Origin of the sequence: Pseudomonas onubensis (assembly GCF_965653655.1) — a bacterium.
Taxonomy (GTDB): Bacteria; Pseudomonadota; Gammaproteobacteria; order Pseudomonadales; family Pseudomonadaceae; genus Aquipseudomonas.
This window is the reverse complement of sequence record NZ_CBFHAZ010000058.1, coordinates 1-16,846: the sequence shown is the minus strand read 5'-3', so window position 1 is coordinate 16,846 and position 16,846 is coordinate 1. Positions and strand designations below refer to the sequence as shown.

General features: G+C 60.3%; 13 protein-coding genes. 3 read left to right on the top strand and 10 right to left on the bottom strand.

All coding sequences use genetic code 11. The features are described from left to right. Window positions 1-261: 261 nt before the first annotated feature. From betA to betI, 3 genes are all read right to left on the bottom strand, one after another. Window positions 262-1,965 (bottom strand): choline dehydrogenase, encoded by a 1,704-nt coding sequence (betA, locus tag ACTD9P_RS18430; RefSeq protein WP_438868819.1) that lies wholly within the window; start codon window positions 1,963-1,965, stop codon window positions 262-264. Between the two features lie 192 nt (window positions 1,966-2,157). Then, window positions 2,158-3,630, bottom strand: coding sequence for a betaine-aldehyde dehydrogenase (gene betB / locus ACTD9P_RS18425; RefSeq protein WP_017139377.1), 1,473 nt, complete (start codon window positions 3,628-3,630; stop codon window positions 2,158-2,160). Between the two features lie 109 nt (window positions 3,631-3,739). Continuing rightward, the gene (betI, locus tag ACTD9P_RS18420; protein WP_010207128.1) at window positions 3,740-4,333 is read right to left on the bottom strand and encodes a transcriptional regulator BetI; all 594 of its coding nucleotides are present in this window, start codon (window positions 4,331-4,333) and stop codon (window positions 3,740-3,742) included. A 391-nt stretch (window positions 4,334-4,724) separates the two neighbouring features. On the opposite strand from betI, the gene ACTD9P_RS18415 reads away from it, so the two are divergent. Continuing rightward, window positions 4,725-6,659, top strand: a complete 1,935-nt coding sequence (locus ACTD9P_RS18415; RefSeq protein ID WP_438868834.1) for a BCCT family transporter — start codon at window positions 4,725-4,727, stop codon at window positions 6,657-6,659. A gap of 134 nt (window positions 6,660-6,793) precedes the next feature. Here the strand turns inward: ACTD9P_RS18415 and choV are convergent, their stop codons facing one another. The 3 genes from choV to ACTD9P_RS18400 all read right to left on the bottom strand — a co-directional run bounded on the left by choV (window position 6,794) and on the right by ACTD9P_RS18400 (window position 9,842). After that, the gene (choV, locus tag ACTD9P_RS18410) at window positions 6,794-7,972 is read right to left on the bottom strand and encodes a choline ABC transporter ATP-binding protein (RefSeq protein ID WP_017139375.1); all 1,179 of its coding nucleotides are present in this window, start codon (window positions 7,970-7,972) and stop codon (window positions 6,794-6,796) included. Beyond that, complete coding sequence (choW, locus tag ACTD9P_RS18405) at window positions 7,969-8,814, bottom strand: choline ABC transporter permease subunit (protein ID WP_078739495.1); 846 nt, start codon at window positions 8,812-8,814, stop codon at window positions 7,969-7,971. Before choW ends, choV begins: the two co-directional genes overlap by 4 nt. 80 nt (window positions 8,815-8,894) lie before the next feature. Next, entirely contained in the window at window positions 8,895-9,842 is a 948-nt protein-coding gene (locus tag ACTD9P_RS18400) for a choline ABC transporter substrate-binding protein (RefSeq protein WP_138813532.1), read from the bottom strand. 406 nt (window positions 9,843-10,248) lie between these two features. Here ACTD9P_RS18400 and ACTD9P_RS18395 point away from each other — a divergent pair, with 406 nt between their 5' ends. Then, the gene (locus ACTD9P_RS18395) at window positions 10,249-11,625 is read left to right on the top strand and encodes an L-serine ammonia-lyase (protein ID WP_138813533.1); all 1,377 of its coding nucleotides are present in this window, start codon (window positions 10,249-10,251) and stop codon (window positions 11,623-11,625) included. A 517-nt stretch (window positions 11,626-12,142) separates the two neighbouring features. Further along, entirely contained in the window at window positions 12,143-13,246 is a 1,104-nt protein-coding gene (gbdR, locus tag ACTD9P_RS18390; protein ID WP_138813534.1) for a choline metabolism transcriptional regulator GbdR, read from the top strand. Between the two features lie 106 nt (window positions 13,247-13,352). On the opposite strand, the gene ACTD9P_RS18385 is transcribed toward gbdR, so the two are convergent. The 4 genes from ACTD9P_RS18385 to ACTD9P_RS18370 form a co-directional block, all read right to left on the bottom strand. Beyond that, a complete protein-coding gene (locus ACTD9P_RS18385; protein ID WP_438868818.1) occupies window positions 13,353-13,616 on the bottom strand; it encodes a hypothetical protein in 264 nt (87 codons plus the stop codon). 377 nt (window positions 13,617-13,993) lie between these two features. Then, window positions 13,994-15,154 (bottom strand): gamma-butyrobetaine dioxygenase, encoded by a 1,161-nt coding sequence (locus tag ACTD9P_RS18380; RefSeq protein WP_438868816.1) that lies wholly within the window; start codon window positions 15,152-15,154, stop codon window positions 13,994-13,996. A 12-nt stretch (window positions 15,155-15,166) separates the two neighbouring features. Further along, window positions 15,167-15,643, bottom strand: coding sequence for a thioesterase family protein (locus tag ACTD9P_RS18375; protein WP_438868815.1), 477 nt, complete (start codon window positions 15,641-15,643; stop codon window positions 15,167-15,169). Window positions 15,644-15,769: 126 nt separating this feature from the next. After that, a complete protein-coding gene (locus ACTD9P_RS18370) occupies window positions 15,770-16,735 on the bottom strand; it encodes an L-carnitine dehydrogenase (RefSeq protein ID WP_438868814.1) in 966 nt (321 codons plus the stop codon). Between the last annotated feature and the right edge of the window lie 111 nt (window positions 16,736-16,846).

Below are 16,846 nucleotides of genomic sequence, written 5' to 3'. Positions count from 1 at the left end.
AGGAAAGCCGATCACCCGTGGCGAGGGAGCTTGCTCCCGCTGGGCTGCGTAGCGGCCCCAAAATCCTGGGAGCGCTTCGCACTCCAGCGCGAGCAAGCTCGCTCGCCACAGGGGTATCGGTTACTGCGCGGTCGGGCCGACTAGGTGATCAATCACCCGTGGCGAGGGAGCTTGCTCCCGCTGGGCTGCGTAGCGGCCCCAAAATCCTGGGAGCGCTTCGCACTCCAGCGCGAGCAAGCTCGCTCGCCACAGGGGTATCGGTTACTGTGCGGTCGGGCCCACTTCACGCATCGGCTTGCCACGCACTGGCGCATCGCCTGCTACGTAGTAATCCGCCGTGCTGCGCGGCAGTGGCTTACGGCCACGGATCTTGTCGGCGATTTTCTCGGCGATCATGATCGTCGGCGCGTTGAGGTTGCCGGTGGTGATGATCGGCATGATCGACGCATCCACAACACGCAAGCCCTGCATGCCATGCACGCGGCCTTCGGCATCCACTACAGCCATTTCGTCGGTGCCCATTTTGCACGAGCAGGACGGGTGGAACGCAGTTTCGGCGTGCTCGCGGATGAACTTGTCGAGTTGCTCATCGGTTTGCACTTCAATGCCGGGGCTGATTTCACGGCCACGGTATTGGTCCAGCGCCGGCTGCTGCATGATTTCGCGGGTCAGGCGGATGCCGTCACGGAATTCCTGCCAGTCCTGTTCGGTGGCCATGTAGTTGAAGAGGATGCTCGGGTAGTCCCGTGGGTTCTTCGACTTCAATTGCACGCGGCCACGGCTTGGCGAACGCATGGAGCCCATGTGCGCCTGGAAACCGTGCTCTTTCACACCGTTGCTGCCGTTGTAGTTAATCGCCACCGGCAGGAAGTGGTACTGGATGTTCGGCCAATCGAAGTCTTCACGGGTACGGATAAAACCGCCCGCTTCGAACTGGTTGCTGGCGCCGATACCGGTGCCGTTGAACAGCCATTCGGCACCAATGGCCGGCTGGTTGTACCAGAGCAGCGAGGGGTACAGCGACACTGGCTGAGTGCAGGCGTATTGCAGGTACAGCTCAAGGTGATCCTGCAGGTTTTCGCCGACGCCGGGCAGGTCGTGGACCACCGGTATATCGAGGCTTTCCAGGAGTTTGGCCGGGCCCACACCGGAGCGTTGCAGCAGTTGCGGCGAAGCGATTGCGCCGCTGCATACCAGTACTTCTTTACGCGCACGGGCTTCAACGCGTTCTTCAGCGGCGCCGATCAGGTAACGCACGCCTACGGCACGCTTGCCTTCAAACAACACTTTGTCGGTGAGGGCGTGGGTGACTATGGTCAGGGTCGAACGCTTTTTAGCCGTGTCCAGGTAACCGCGTGCGGTGCTGGCGCGACGGCCCTTAGGCGTGACGGTACGGTCCATCGGGCCGAAGCCTTCTTGCTGGTAGCCGTTCAGGTCGTCGGTACGCGGGTAACCGGCCTGTACGCCGGCTTCAACCATGGCGTGGAACAGCGGGTTGTTGCCGGCTTTAGGCGTGGTCACGCTGACCGGGCCGTCGCCACCGTGGTAGTCGTTGGGGCCGATGTCGCGGGTTTCGGCTTTACGGAAATACGGCAGGCAGTCGAGGTAGGTCCAGTTCTCCAGACCTGGCAGCTTCGACCAGTTGTCGTAGTCCAGGGCGTTGCCACGGATGTAGCACATGCCGTTGATCAGCGAAGAACCGCCCAGGCCTTTGCCGCGACCGCATTCCATCCGACGGCCGTCCATGTGTGGCTCTGGGTCGGTTTCGTAGGCCCAGTTGTAGCGGCGGCCTTGCAGCGGGAATGCCAGCGCGGCGGGCATTTGGGTACGGAAGTCAAAACGGTAGTCCGGGCCGCCGGCTTCCAGCAGCAGGACGGTGACGCCTTCGTCTTCGGTCAGACGGGTCGCCAGGGTGTTACCGGCGGAGCCGGCACCCACAATGATGTAATCGTATTCTTGGGACATAAATGCACCCTCATATAAGTGGTTCAAGCTGCTTTTGTGGCGAGGGAGCTTGCTCCCGCTCGACTGCGTAGCAGTCGCAAAACCAGCGAACGAGTACGGTCTGGAGAACTGCGGGGCCTGGGATGGGGCTGCTGCGCAGCCCAACGGGAGCAAGCTCCCTCGCCACAAAGGCGACTCCCAGGCGCCTGTGGTTTAGAACACCGAGGCGTAGTCGCCCAGCTCAACCTGTACCGATTTGATGCGGGTGAAGTTGTTCAGCGAGCTGATGCCGTTCTCACGGCCAACGCCCGACTGCTTGTAGCCGCCAACCGGCATCTTGGCGTCGGATTCGCCCCAGGCGTTGATCCAGCAAATACCCGCTTCCAGCTGATGAATCACGCGGTGGGCGCGGTTCAGGTCCTTGGTCACCAAGCCTGCGGCCAGGCCGAAGTCGGTGTCGTTGGCGCGGCGGATCACTTCTTCTTCGGTCTCGTAAGTGAGGATGCTCATCACTGGGCCGAAGATTTCTTCACGGACGATGGTCATCTCGTCGGTGCAGTCAGTGAACACAGTCGGAGCCACGTAGGCGCCTTTGGCGAATTCGCCGTCGGTGAGGCGGTCGCCGCCGCACAGTACGCGGGCGCCTTCTTCCTTACCTTTGGCGATGTAGCCGAGCACGCTTTCCATGTGGGCGAAGCTGACCAGCGGGCCGAAGTTGGTGTTTTCGTCTTGCGGGTTGCCGACGCGAATGCGCGCAACGCGCTCAACGATCTTGGCTTCGAACGCGGCTTGCAGGTGCTTGGGTACGAACACGCGAGTGCCGTTGGTGCAGACCTGACCGGAGCTGTAGAAGTTGGCCATCATGGCGATGTCGGCGGCGCGATCGAGGTCGGCGTCTTCGAACACGATCAGTGGGGACTTGCCGCCCAGTTCCATGGTCACTTCTTTGAGCGAGGAACTCGAAGCGCTGGCCATGACTTTTTTGCCGGTGTCGGTGCCGCCGGTGAACGAGACTTTCTCGATGCGCGGGTGCTCGGTCAGCCAGGTGCCGACCTCACGGCCGCTGCCGGTCAATACGTTGAACACGCCAGCCGGCACGCCAGCCTCGGTGTAAATCTCGGCCAGTTTCAGGGTGGTCAGCGAAGTGACTTCGCTTGGCTTGAAGATCATCGCGTTACCCGCCGCCAGGGCCGGTGCGGATTTCCACAGGGCGATCTGGATCGGGTAGTTCCACGCGCCGATACCGGCCACCACGCCCAGCGGTTCGCGACGGGTGTAGACGAACGAAGTGTCGCGCAACGGGATCTGCTCGCCTTCGATGGCCGGCACCAGGCCTGCGTAGTATTCCAGCACGTCGGCGCCGGTGACGATGTCGACGTATTGGGTTTCGGAGAAGGCTTTACCGGTATCCAGGGTTTCCAGGGCGGCCAGCTCATCGTTGCGCTCGCGCAGGATGTCGACGGCGCGACGCAGGATGCGCGAACGCTCCATGGCGGTCATGGCAGCCCAGATTTTCTGGCCTTTTTCGGCGCTGACCACGGCGCGTTCCACATCTTCCTTGGTGGCGCGTTGCACTTGGGCGAGAACTTCACCGTTAGCCGGGTTGATGGCTTCGAAGGTGGCATCGCTGCCAGCGTCGCTGTAGCCGCCGTCAATGTAGAGTTTTTGCAGTTCGAAACGGGCCATAAAGTCCTCGCAAGTGCATAAGTGGTTGGCGTTACCCGCCGCCAGTGGGCCATGGGGTTGTGGCAACACTGAGCGGCAGACGTTCAGGGGTTGAGCGTTTATGTGTGCTCTAACTCACCTGCTTGGCCAATTGGAAATCCATGTATTCGTAAGCGATCCGCTGCGCCTGCTCCGTGTCGAAAGCGTCTCCCGACAGGGCGCCGCGCAACCACAAACCGTCGATCAGGGCCGCCAGGCCTCTGGCTGCTTTGCGTGCGTGCGGCAGCGGTAGCACTCGGCGGAACTGGCAGCACAGGTTGGAATACAGACGTTGATCGTTGATCCGCTGCAACCTGTGCAATGACGGGTGGTGCATGCTGGTGGCCCAGAAGGCCAGCCAGGTTTTCATTGCCGGGCCGTTGACCTGGCTGGCGTCGAAGTTGCCCTCGATGATCACCCGAAGGTGCGCCCGTGGGCTGTCGTCCTTCAGCGCAAGCCTGCGTTCGTGGACGTTCTCGATCAGCACATTCATCAAGTACCGCATCGTCGCGGCGATCAGGCCGTTCTTGTCCTGAAAGTAGTGACTGATGATGCCGTTCGAGACGCCGGCCAAACGGGCGATCAGCGCAATGCTGGCATCTCCCATTCCAACCTGATCGATGGCCGTCAAAGTGGCTTCGATCAACTGCTGGCGGCGTATGGGTTGCATACCGACCTTGGGCATGTAGCACCTCTCCTTAGGCCTGCCGTTGGGCGTTAAACGTCCGTCGGCTTGATGGCCAGTCTATTTTGTTTTGATTGAACGTTCAATCAACAAAGAATAAGATCTGCGACAAATGGTCGCTGCCTACAGATTTTTCCTACCTGTGAGCGACGTCCTCTGACACCTGCAAAAACCCTTGAAACAGGCCGTATCAGGGCCTGGCCGCTGCCTCGGCGCGGCTCAAGAATTTTCGGGGTGTCTTTATAACACCCGTCCGTCGACTGCCGAAAAATCGATGTCCCGGGATAACCGTTGCCTTGTGTTTCTCTCTCGCACTGCCCGGAGCATCTGCGCCATGAGTTCTGCCTCTCTTATAAAGACCCCGCCGGAAAAGGTCAGGGTCAACGGTTGGGTGTTCTACACCTCCACCGCGCTCATTCTGTTGTTGACCGCCATTTTGATCATCGCCCCGCAGGAGGCCGGGCGCATGCTCGGCGTAGCCCAGGCGTGGCTGTCGAAAAGCTTCGGCTGGTATTACATGGTGGTCATCGCTGCCTACCTGGTGTTTGTGGTCGGCCTGGCGTTTTCGTCCTACGGTAAATTGAAACTGGGCAGCAAGGACGACACCCCGGACTTCAGCTACGGCGCCTGGGCCGGCATGTTGTTCTCGTCGGGCATCGGCATCTCGCTGTTGTACTTCGGGGCTTCCGAGCCTTTGGACCACTACTTCAATCCGCCCGAAGGCGCCGCCGCCAGCAATGGCGCAGCCCGCCAGGCGTTGCAGTTGACGTTCCTGCACTGGGGCCTGCACGGCTGGGCGATTTATGCGCTGGTCGGCCTGGCCGTGGCGTACTTCGCGTACCGTCATAACCAGCCGCTGGCCTTGCGTTCGGCGCTGTACCCGCTGGTGGGCGAGCGTTGGGTCAAAGGCGCGGCCGGCCACGCGGTGGACGGCTTCGGCATGTTCGTGACCCTGCTTGGCCTGGTGACGAACCTGGGGATTGGTTCGATGCAAGTGTCGTCGGGCCTTGAAAACCTGTTCGGCATGCAGCACAGCAACACCAACCTGCTGATCGTGATCATCGTGATGAGCACCGTGGCGACCATCGCTGCCGTGTCGGGCGTGGAAAACGGCATTCGCCGCCTGTCCAACCTCAACATCGTGCTGTTCAGCGGCTTGCTGATCTTTGTGCTGTTGTTTGGCCCGACCCTGCACCTGCTCAATGGCCTGGTGCAGAACACCGGCGACTACCTCAACGGTATCGTGCTGAAAACCTTCGACCTGTATGTATACGAAGGCGACGCCGACAAGACCGAGCGCTGGATGGGCCTGTGGACCCTGTTCTACTGGGCCTGGTGGATTTCCTGGGCGCCATTTGTAGGCATGTTCATCGCGCGTATCTCGCGTGGTCGTACGGTGCGTGAGCTGGTGGCCGGCGTGCTGCTGATCCCGCTGGGCTTCACCCTGGCGTGGTTGTCGATCTTCGGTAACTCGGCCTTGGACCTGGTGCTGAACCACGGTGCAGTGGAGTTGGGCAAGACGGCGCTGGAACAACCGTCCATGGCCATCTACCAACTGCTTGAGCATTACCCGGCGTCGAAAATCGTCATCGGCGTGTCGATCTTCGTGGGCTTTGTGCTGTTCCTGACCCCGGCGGATTCCGGTGCGGTGATGATGGCCAACCTTTCGTGCAAAGGCGGCAATGTGGATGAAGATGCGCCGCACTGGCTGCGGATCTTCTGGTCGGTGGTGATCACCCTGGTGACCATCGGCCTGCTGTTCGCGGGTAACTTCGAAGCCATGCAAACCATGGTGGTGCTGGCGGGGCTGCCGTTCTCGGTGGTGCTGATTCTGTTTATGTTCGGTTTGCACAAGGCGATGCGCCAGGATGTGGCCATCGAACAGGAGCAGGCGCAATTGGCCGAGCGTGGCCGTCGTGGTTTCAGCGAGCGTTTGACCGCGCTGGACCTGCAACCGAGCCAGGGCACCGTGCAGCGCTTTATGGACAAGCACGTTACGCCGGCGTTGGAAGAAGCGGCGAGTGCGCTGCGTGACCAAGGGCTGGAAGTGCAGACCTTGTTGGGTAAGTCCAAGCGCTGCATCGGTGTGCGCATCGAGATGGAAGAGGGCAACCCGTTTGTCTATGAAGTGAGCCTGGATGCTTACTCCTCGGCACCGAGCGACCTGCCCGAAGAAGAGCGCACCCGTTACTACCGGGCCGAGGTCTACCTGCACAACGGACCTCAGGAATACGACCTGATGGGCTTCGCCCAGGAACAGATCACCCGGGACGTGCTCGATCAGTTTGAAAGCCATCGGCAGCTCCTTGGCCGTGTCTATAGCTGATAGTTGAGCTTGAATGATCGTTCCCACGCTCCGCGTGGGAATGCATCCTGTGACGCTCCGCGTCACGACTTCAAGAGCGGACGCAGAGCGTCCAGGGCGGCATTCCCACGCAGAGCGTGGGAACGATCAGGCGACTAGCCCAGGTTCTTGCCCAGCAGTGCATGGTACAGCTCGCTATCCCCCAATATCCCCACCACCTGGTTGTTGTTATGCAACACCAGCTTGTTCCCCGTGTGATACCGAATCTGCAACGCATCGCGCATGCCGATATTGGAATCCACCAGCGTCGGTACCCGGCCCAAACCTTCCACCGGTTGCCCCGGCGCCCAGTTCTGCAGGTTCAACGGCGTGCCGTTCTGGCGTGCGCCCTTGATCACATTGCCTTCGGCCAGGTCCAGCCACGAATCGCCGCCCGGGTCCAGGCTGATGGAGCCGTTGACGTGGGTGCAGTTCTCTACGGTGCGCATCAGGCTGCGGCCGCACAGCACGTTCAGCGGGTTGGTATGGGCGACGAAGGTGCGCACATAGTCGTCCGCCGGGTTCAGCACGATCTCTTCCGGCACGCTGTACTGGATGATCTTGCCGTCTTTCATGATCGCGATACGGCTGCCCAGTTTCAGCGCCTCATCGAGGTCGTGGCTCACGAACACGATGGTCTTGCTCAGCTTGCGTTGCAGCTCCAGCAATTCATCTTGCAGGCCCTGGCGGATCAGCGGGTCAAGGGCCGAGAAGGGTTCGTCCATCAGCAGGATATCGGCGTCCATCGCCAAGGCGCGGGCCAGGCCGACGCGCTGCTGCATGCCGCCGGACAGCTCGTCGGGCTTCTTGTTACGCCATTGGGCCAAGCCCACCAGCTCGAGCTTTTCGTCCACCAGCGCGCGCCGTTCTTTCTCTGGGCGGCCCTGCATCTCGAGGCCAAAGCTGATGTTTTCGCGCACGGTCAGCCACGGCATCAGGGCGAACTTCTGGAACACCATGGCGATGCGTTTGGTGCGCATCATTTTCAGCTCGGCCGGCGTGCACGAAGCGATGTCGATCTGGCGACCTTCATGCTCTACAAACAACTGGCCACGGCTCACGGTGTTGAGGCCATTGATGCAGCGCAGCAAGCTCGACTTGCCGGAGCCGGACAGGCCCATCAGCACGCAGATCTCACCTTTCTCAATGTCCAGGCTGGCTTTTTCAACGCCGACGATCTGCCCGGTCTTTTTCAGGATCTCGTTACGGCTCATGCCCTGGTCCAGCAGCTTGAGCGCTTCGCGTGGGTCTTTGGAGAAGATTACGTCGACATTGTCGAATCGGATAATGCTCATGCATCACCCCCTACTTTGGCGTCGGGTTGTTTGCAGATGCGGTCGAGCATGATGGCCAGCAATACGATTGCCAGGCCGGCTTCAAAGCCCAGGGCGATGTCGGCGGTGTTGAGTGCGTTGACCACCGGCTTGCCGAGGCCGTCGGCGCCCACCAGGGCCGCGATCACCACCATCGACAACGACAGCATGATGCATTGGGTAATGCCGGCGGCAATGCTCGGCATGGCGTGGGGCAGTTCAATGCGTGAGAGCAACTGACGGCGCGAGCAGCCAAAGGCCTTGCCGGCGTCCATCAACTCTTGCGGTACATCACGGATACCCAGGTAGGTCAGGCGGATAGGCGCGGCAATCGCGAACACCACCGTGGAGATCAAGCCAGGCACCACACCCAGCCCGAAGAGGGTCAGGGTAGGGATGAGGTAGACGAAGGTCGGTACGGTCTGCATCAGATCGAGCACCGGCCGCATCATGGTGTAGAACAGCGGTTTGTGTGCGGCAACAATGCCCAGCGGCACACCGATGACCACGCAGACCAGGGTGGCGAACAACACCTGCGCGAGGGTTTCCATGGTTTCCTGCCAGTACCCCAGGTTGAGGATCAGCAGGAAGGAGGCGATGACAAAAACCGTCAGGCCCCATTTACGTTGAATAAAGTGAGCCAGCAGCGCAATCAGACCGATCAATGCCAGCGGATTGAACCAGGTCAGCGCGAACGTCACGCCGTGGATCATCGTTTCCAGGGTCGATGCGATTGCGTCGAAGTAGTTGGCGCCATGTTGGGTCAACCATTCGACGAAGGCAGCGATGTACTGGCCTAGTGGGATTTTATGTTCAGTCAGCATGGTAGTGAATGTCCACATGCGAAGGGGAAAACATCCCAGGCCAGCGCACCGGCCTGGGGTCAGCGGTGTTGCCGGGTTAATTACTTGGCGAGGTAAGCTTTAACGGCGTCCAGCCCTGGTTTGCCATCAACGGTGGTGACACCGGCGAGCCAAGTGTCGAGCACTTGCGGGTTGGCTTTGAGCCAGGCTTTGGCGGCTGCGTCGGGTTTTTGTTTGTCGTCCAGGACTTTACCCATCAGGGTGCTTTCCATGTTCAGGGTGAACGACAGGTTTTTCAGCAACTGACCGACGTTGCTGCATTCCTGGGTGTAGCCCTTGCGAACGTTGGTGTAGATGGTGGCCTGGCCATAGTTGGGGCCGAACGAATCGTCACCGCCGGTCAGGTACTTCATCTTGAAGCGGGTGTTCATCGGGTGCGGTTCCCAACCGAGGAACACGATGGCCTGGTCGCGTTTGGTGGCGCGTTCCACTTGCGAGAGCATCCCGGCTTCGCTGGACTCTACCACCTTGAAACCTGCGGTTTTCAAGCCGAAGGCGTCTTTGTCGATCAGGGTTTGAATGGTGCGGTTGCCGTCGTTACCCGGCTCGATGCCGTAGATCTTGCCGCCCAGTTCATCCTTGAATTTGACGATGTCGGCGAAGTCTTTCAGGCCCTTGTTATACAGCGCCTCGGGTACGGCCAGGGTGTACTTGGCGTTTTCCAGGTTGGCGCGCACGGTTTCCACGGTGCCGGCATCACGGTACTGCTTGATGTCGTTTTCCATGGTCGGCATCCAGTTGCCGAGGAAGATGTCCATGTTCTTGCCGTCGGCCAGCGACTTGTAGGTCACCGGTACCGAGATCATCGTTGTGCGTGGCTTGTAGCCCAAGCCCTTGAGCACTTCACTGGTGGTTGCGGTGGTGACGGTGATGTCGGTCCAGCCGACATCGGAGAAGTTGACGGTCTGACATTGTGCCGGTTCTGCAGCGTGCGCCAGGGCTGGCAGACTCAACATGGCGGCCAACAACAACGAGGGTGAACCTTTCATCTGGGTAGACTCCTGTGTCTTTTTTCTGGCGGCATTTGCCGCGCTTTATAAGTGTTGCGGTTGGGGCGTGCTTCAAGCTGACGGCACGGTGCCTTGCAAACGAGTCGAGACTGATCATGTACCAGCGAAAATCTGACGCCTACAGGGGGCGTCGTATCCAGTACAGGGATGGTCGTATCCAGTGTCGGTGACGTCGCTTACAGATTTTTTCAACGGCAAAACTGCTGTTTCAAGCGATCTGCACCGCTAAAAACGGCCAAAACGCCCGTTCGTGCGAGGGCGGCGCTGCTGAGCATGGTTACGTCGGTGTGAGACGCCGTGAGGGGCAACAAAAGCTTGATGATGCCGCTATTCGGGCGAGTTCAGCGTAGCAGGTCGCCCGCGCCCATCGAGGAGTTTCACGGCAATGGCTATCAGTGTTTTCGACCTGTTCAAGATCGGCATCGGGCCTTCGAGTTCTCACACCGTCGGCCCCATGCGCGCCGCAGCGTTGTTCGTTCAGCACTTGCGTGAACGTGGAATGTTGGAACAAGTACGTCGCGTCGAAGTTCAGCTGTATGGCTCGTTGTCGGCCACCGGCATCGGCCACGGCAGCGACACCGCTACCATCATGGGCTTGATGGGCGAATGGCCGGACGCAATTGACCCGTCGCAGATCGGCCTGCGTATTCACACCCTGCGCGAAACCGACACGCTGTTGCTCGACGGACGTTTGCCGGTGCCGTTTATCTGGGCCCGCGACATGCGCCTGCTCGACGAAAACCTGCCATTCCACCCCAACGCCATGACCCTGGTGGTGTTCGGTGATGAGGGCGAGCTGCACCGCGACACCTACTATTCGGTCGGCGGCGGTTTTGTGGTGGATGAGGCCCAGGCGCAAAGCGGCGTGGCGGACATGGACCGCACTGAGCTGCCGTATGATTTTTCCAGCGCGGTGGAGCTGTTGCAGCTGTGCAAGACCCACAACCTGCGCGTTGCCGAATTGATGCTGGCCAACGAAAAAACCTGGCGCAGCGAGGAAGAAATCCGCAGCGGCCTGATGAAACTCTGGCGCGCCATGCAGGACTGTGTGGAGCAGGGCCTCAAGCACGAAGGCATCCTGCCCGGCGGCCTGAATGTGCGACGCCGCGCGGCCAAGCTGCACCGCAGTTTGCAGGAGCTGGGCAAACCGAATGTGATCGGCTCAACCTTGAGCGCCATGGAATGGGTCAACCTGTTCGCCTTGGCGGTTAATGAAGAAAACGCCGCTGGAGGGCGCATGGTCACCGCGCCCACCAATGGCGCAGCGGGGATTATTCCGGCAGTGCTGCACTACTTTATGAAGTTCAGTGAAGAAGTCACTGAAGCCAATGTGGTCGACTATTTGCTCGGGGCGGCGGCGGTCGGGATTCTGTGCAAGAAAAACGCCTCGATCTCCGGCGCCGAAGTCGGCTGCCAGGGCGAAGTCGGTTCAGCCTGTGCCATGGCTGCTGCGGGACTGGCCGAGATCCTCGGCGCCACGCCGGAGCAACTGTGCAACGCCGCCGAAATCGGCCTGGAACATAACCTCGGCCTGACCTGCGACCCGGTCGGCGGGCTGGTGCAAGTGCCGTGCATCGAGCGTAATGCGATCGCGGCGGTGAAGGCGATCAACGCGGCGCAGATGGCGCTGCGCGGTGATGGCCAGCATTTTATTTCCCTGGATCGGGTGATCCGCACCATGCGCGATACCGGCGCGGATATGCATGACAAGTACAAGGAAACTTCGCGAGGTGGGTTGGCGGTGAGTGCCGTGGAGTGCTGATCTGTTTTTGTGGCGAGGGAGCTTGCTCCCGCTGGAGTGCGAAGCGCTCCCAAGATCTTGGGGCCGCTACGCAGCCCAGCGGGAGCAAGCTCCCTCGCCACAAAAGCAGCACCACTGCTCAAAAAGTGAACATCCAAATCCAAAAGCGCCACCTTTTAGCGCGTCGCAAATAGATAAGTAGCTTGCGAACGATCCCGCACCTCACCACCCGTCACCCGTGCGTGCGGTGACAGACCTTTCCCACACCCGCAAAGCGCCTTCCCACAAGTGCTACCGATCTGCTCACACCCCTTGAGCAGGGCCGGTCTGGTGTCCATTTCGGGCCATATCCCGCACTCCCCGCGCGGGCTTATATAGACGCGTCATCAGGTCGTTTTTAGGAGTTATTGGACGGCCATTCAATTTTAGGCATGGCATTTGCTCTATCCATTTAAAGCCTCGCTTCTTGCTGGAGACGAGCGCAATAACAAGAGCCTCGCCTGAGGCCATCACCCGCTTTGTGTGAGGAGATACCGCGATGACGTCGTTCAACTCAGGGGCCCAACCCCAGAACCGTGCGCCTCAATCCATCGGCTTTTTGCTGCTGGACAATTTCACGCTGATTTCCCTGGCTTCGGCAGTGGAACCGCTACGCATGGCCAACCAGCTGTCCGGCCGCGAGCTGTATCGCTGGACAACCCTGAGTGTCGACGGAAACCAGGTGTGGGCCAGCGACGGTCTGCAAATCACCCCCGATGCCTCCATGCACAAAGCCCCGGCCCTGGACACCATCATCGTCTGCGGCGGCGTGGGTATCCAGCGCACCGTGACCCGTGAACATGTGTCGTGGCTGCAAGCCCAGGCGCGTCAGTCGCGCCGCCTTGGTGCGGTCTGCACCGGCAGTTGGGCCCTGGCCTGCGCCGGTTTGCTCGACGGCTTTGATTGCAGCGTGCACTGGGAATGCCTGGCGTCGATGCAGGAAGCCTTCCCGCGTGTGGCCATGAGCACACGCCTGTTCACCCTCGACCGTAACCGCTTCACCAGCTCGGGCGGCACCGCGCCGCTGGACATGATGCTGCACCTGATCAGCCGCGACCACGGCCGTGAATTGTCGGCCGCCATCTCCGAGATGTTTGTGTACGAACGCATCCGCAATGAACAGGATCACCAGCGCGTGCCGCTCAAGCACATGCTCGGCACCAACCAGCCGAAGCTGCAGGAAATCGTTGCGCTGATGGAAGCCAACCTCGAAGAGCCGATCGACCTGGATGAGTTGGCCGTCTACGTCGCCGTGTCGCGCCGCCAGCTGGAGCGTCTGTTCCAGAAATACCTGCACTGCTCGCCGTCGCGCTACTACCTCAAATTGCGCCTGATCCGTGCGCGGCAGTTGCTCAAGCAAACGCCGATGTCGATCATCGAAGTGGCCTCGGTGTGCGGGTTTGTGTCCACGCCGCACTTCTCCAAGTGCTACCGCGAATACTTTGGTATTCCGCCACGCGATGAGCGCGTAGGTTCCAACACCACCCAGCAAGTGGCTATGATGCCGATTCCGCAGGCACTGGTGCTGTCACCGTTGTCGGGGCCGATGTCGGCGTTGAGCCAGGCGCGGAACGAGTCGACTTTCGCGAGTGTAAGGCTCTAGACCGGGTTGTCTGCATTCGCGAGCAAGCCCGCTCCCACATTTGACCGAGTTCCATCTTTGAAATGCAGTCAAATGTGGGAGCGGGCTTGCTCGCGAATGCGATCTATCAGGCTCCAGAGCTTTGCTTGAACTGCACCAAAGCCGGCAACAACTGCTTGTCGATCGCCTGGCGCACAGCCGGCAATATCGTCGCGCTGCCGGTGTACATCTGCTCCACCATGCCCTTGAGCGCCTTGGCCCGCGCAGGGCTCAAACCACGCACCGCACACTCGCAAGCCTGTTCGGCGCTGGCGCCGCTGGATACCTCAAAACCCAGCGAGCGCAGTTGGCTCAGCAGGTCATCCTGGTCAATCAAGTCCGCGTGCATCATGACGTTTATCCTGGTGTAGGGAGCGGGGTTGATTGGGATTCTGGTAGGCCCTCGGCCGGTCGGCAAGGGCAGAATCCACGAATGGCTCAGATGGCTATGAACAGGTCGTTTTCGGGTCATTTACCGATAGCAGTAAGAGGCACACTGAAGGCCAGGCACGCACCTTGAAGGTTTGGTCACCCTCGGGATGTCACGCTCACACCAAGCACTCTGCCCCGATCCAGTCACGGCTGGCCCGGGGCTTTTTTTGGCTGGGATTTGTGGTGGCTGTGCTGGCCTCTTCGCGAGCAAGCCCGCTCCCACACTTGACCGAGTTTTACCTTTGAAATGGGGTCAAATGTGGGAGCGGGCTTGCTCGCGAATGCAGGCGCCTCGGTCTACCTTTGCAACACCAGTATCCTGGACAACAACTCATCCCGATCAATGTAACAACCCTGAAAATGCCGCGCTCCCGAAGCCGGGTCAAACGCATTGCGCGCATGCAACGTGCGGCGGTTATCGAAGCACCACAGTTCACCCGGATTCAGGCGCTTGACCAGCCGAAAACGATCCTCACGCGTCATCGCAATAAAGCGCCGATACGCCCGATACAACAACGGCATTTGCTCCACGCCGGCCTCAAATGGCCCACGCAAAAAGTTAGCCATGCGAATCTCTGCCACATCACCCAAGGCATCCAGCGCAATGATCGGTGCCAGGCGGCGATAGTCGCTATGACGGTCTTTATTGCGAAATTCCACCGGGATTTCACACAGCGCGCGGAACGCCTCGGGGTCTTCGCTGCGCAGCGCCTGAGCGATGGCAAACCCATCGACAAAAATGCTCTCGCCACCGTCGGCATCGTTCACCAGGCAATGCAGAAACTGCAGGCCCGGTTGCAGCTCCCGTGTCGGCAAATCACTGTGCAGCGGCAGGTTGAAAGCGGTGTAGGCGTTACTGTCGGCATCGGCCTTGGATTGCACGTTGAACAGCACGCCAAAGTTGCTCTCGCGAATAAATGAAATGCGCTTGGCGATCAGTGCAAGCGAGCCTGGCTCGGTGGGCACGCCACGGATTTGCGTAAGGCCGCAGTCACGCACGGCCAACAGCCATTGCAGCAGGGCTATAGGGTCTTCCATCACCGCAGAGTATTCAAAGATGGGCAGCTCGAAGGCGCTGTCCCACAGTTGCGACTTGGGTTTGGCCGCACGGCGTTCGGCGCGCGATTGGGCGTCGTAGGCGTGGGCGCGCAACCAGCCAGGGTCGTACTGGCTGCGATGACCGCCGTGCCACTCCACGCTCAGAAAGCCCTGATCGATACGCGCACTGACGGCGCGCAGATGCTCGTCCACATCGACAATTTCCAGCACCTGCTCGCGGGTTACGCTGTACACGCATTCGCTGCACGGGCAGTTATCGCGCAGCCACTGATGATGGAACGGGCTGACCCGCCCATCGGCCCATCGCACGCGAATCTGATCTTCCAGCACCTGCGCCTCGGCAAGGTCGCAGATCTTCGGGTAAGTACGGAAATCGGCAACAGCGGTGGCCGTTTGCATGTGCGCTCCTTGTTATTTTTTAGGCGGTAATCCAATCACTCGGCCCAGCAAGGCAGGGCGCGGCAGGTCGGCCTGTTCGGCGCTGATGCCCGCGAGCTTTTCCAGCGTGGCCTTGGTAAACGGCGCCGAATGCGGCCCCGCCAGATCGACGTGCAGCAGCATCTGTTCGTTGCCGGCCAGTTCCTTCGCATCGCCCACCAGATGCAGGCTGTGATAGAGGTGCAGGCGCTTGGCGTCGTGGGCGATCAGTTGGGTGTGCACCTCTACTTCTGCGCCGAGTTTCACTTCGTGCAGGTAGTTGAGGTGCAGTTCCAGGGTGAACAGGGAGTGGCCGCTGGCTTCGCGGTTTTCGCTGTCCAGCCCGACGGTGTCCATCAGCGCGTCGGTGGCGTAGCTGAAGATCAGCAGGTAGAACGCATCACGCAGGTGGCCGTTGTAGTCGACCCAGTCGGGCTGGATGTGGGTGGTGTAAGTCGTGAGCGCAGGCATGGTGTGGATTCCGAAAATATACTCGGTCAGAAATGTGGGAGCGGGCTTGCTCGCGAATGCGGTGGGTCAGTACCGAATGCATCAACTGACACACTGCCTTCGCGAGCAAGCCCGCTCCCACATTGGTTATTCAGCGAAAGTCATACCGTGTTTTTCTTTGGTGGTTTTCACCGCCTCAAGCACCGCCAGCAGGCAATCATCACGATAGCGCTCCAGCGCCGAAATGCTGTGCTTGCCCAGCTGATCACTGGTGCCATCGACCACATCATCAATCAACTTGTCGGTCAGCTCCGGCGCCGGCAAATAGGTCCACGGCAACTGCAGCGCCGGGCCGAACTGGGCCATGAAGTGGCGCATGCCGGCATCGCCGCCGGCGAGGGTGTAAGTCAGGAATGTGCCCATGAACGACCAGCGCAAACCGGCGCCAAAACGAATCGCATCATCGATCTCGCCCGTCGTCGCCACGCCATCATTGACCAGGTGCAACGCCTCACGCCACAAGGCTTCGAGCAACCGGTCGGCGATAAACCCTGGCACTTCCTTACGCACATGCAGCGGGCGCATGCCGAGGGATTCATACACCTTGATCGCTGCCTGAATCGCCTCCGGCGCGGTGTTTTTGCCACCCACCACTTCGACCAGCGGCAGCAGGTAAACCGGGTTGAACGGGTGGCCGACCACACAGCGTTCCGGGTGGGTTGAACCCTCGTAGAATTCACTCGGCAACAGACCCGAGGTGCTGGAGCCGATCAGTGCGTTCGGCTTTGCGGCTGCGCTGATCTTGCTGTGCAATTCCAGCTTCAACTCCAGGCGCTCCGGGGCGCTTTCCTGGATGAAGTCGGCGTCTTTCACGCATTCTTCAATGGTGGCGACAAAGCGCAGGCGGTCCTGGGAGGCGCCCGGCGCCAGGCCTTGTTTCTCCAGGGCGCCCCAGGCGTTGGCGACGCGTTTGCGCAGGGCCGCTTCAGCGCCAGGCGCCGGGTCCCAGGCGACTACATCCTGGCCGTGGGCCAGGGCACGGGACACCCAGCCGCTGCCGATAACGCCGCTGCCGAGGGCGGCGAAGGTTTTGATTTCGGTGATAAAGCTCATGTCGACAATCCCTGAATAATGTGAAGAACCCTGTGGGAGCGGGCTTGCTCGCGAATGCGGTGTGTCAGTTGATGCATTCGGTGGCTGATTGACCGCATTCGCGAGCAAGCC

Excerpts from the sequence above, each read along its gene's own strand:
- betA (WP_438868819.1), bottom strand. The coding sequence starts at position 1,965 with ATGTCCCAAGAATACGATTACATCATTGTGGGTGCCGGCTCCGCCGGT.
- betB (WP_017139377.1), bottom strand. The coding sequence starts at position 3,630 with ATGGCCCGTTTCGAACTGCAAAAACTCTACATTGACGGCGGCTACAGC.
- betI (WP_010207128.1), bottom strand. The coding sequence starts at position 4,333 with ATGCCCAAGGTCGGTATGCAACCCATACGCCGCCAGCAGTTGATCGAA.
- choV (WP_017139375.1), bottom strand. The coding sequence starts at position 7,972 with ATGAGCATTATCCGATTCGACAATGTCGACGTAATCTTCTCCAAAGAC.
- choW (WP_078739495.1), bottom strand. The coding sequence starts at position 8,814 with ATGCTGACTGAACATAAAATCCCACTAGGCCAGTACATCGCTGCCTTC.
- ACTD9P_RS18400 (WP_138813532.1), bottom strand. The coding sequence starts at position 9,842 with ATGAAAGGTTCACCCTCGTTGTTGTTGGCCGCCATGTTGAGTCTGCCA.
- ACTD9P_RS18395 (WP_138813533.1), top strand. The coding sequence starts at position 10,249 with ATGGCTATCAGTGTTTTCGACCTGTTCAAGATCGGCATCGGGCCTTCG.
- gbdR (WP_138813534.1), top strand. The coding sequence starts at position 12,143 with ATGACGTCGTTCAACTCAGGGGCCCAACCCCAGAACCGTGCGCCTCAA.
- ACTD9P_RS18385 (WP_438868818.1), bottom strand. The coding sequence starts at position 13,616 with ATGATGCACGCGGACTTGATTGACCAGGATGACCTGCTGAGCCAACTG.
- ACTD9P_RS18380 (WP_438868816.1), bottom strand. The coding sequence starts at position 15,154 with ATGCAAACGGCCACCGCTGTTGCCGATTTCCGTACTTACCCGAAGATC.
- ACTD9P_RS18375 (WP_438868815.1), bottom strand. The coding sequence starts at position 15,643 with ATGCCTGCGCTCACGACTTACACCACCCACATCCAGCCCGACTGGGTC.
- ACTD9P_RS18370 (WP_438868814.1), bottom strand. The coding sequence starts at position 16,735 with ATGAGCTTTATCACCGAAATCAAAACCTTCGCCGCCCTCGGCAGCGGC.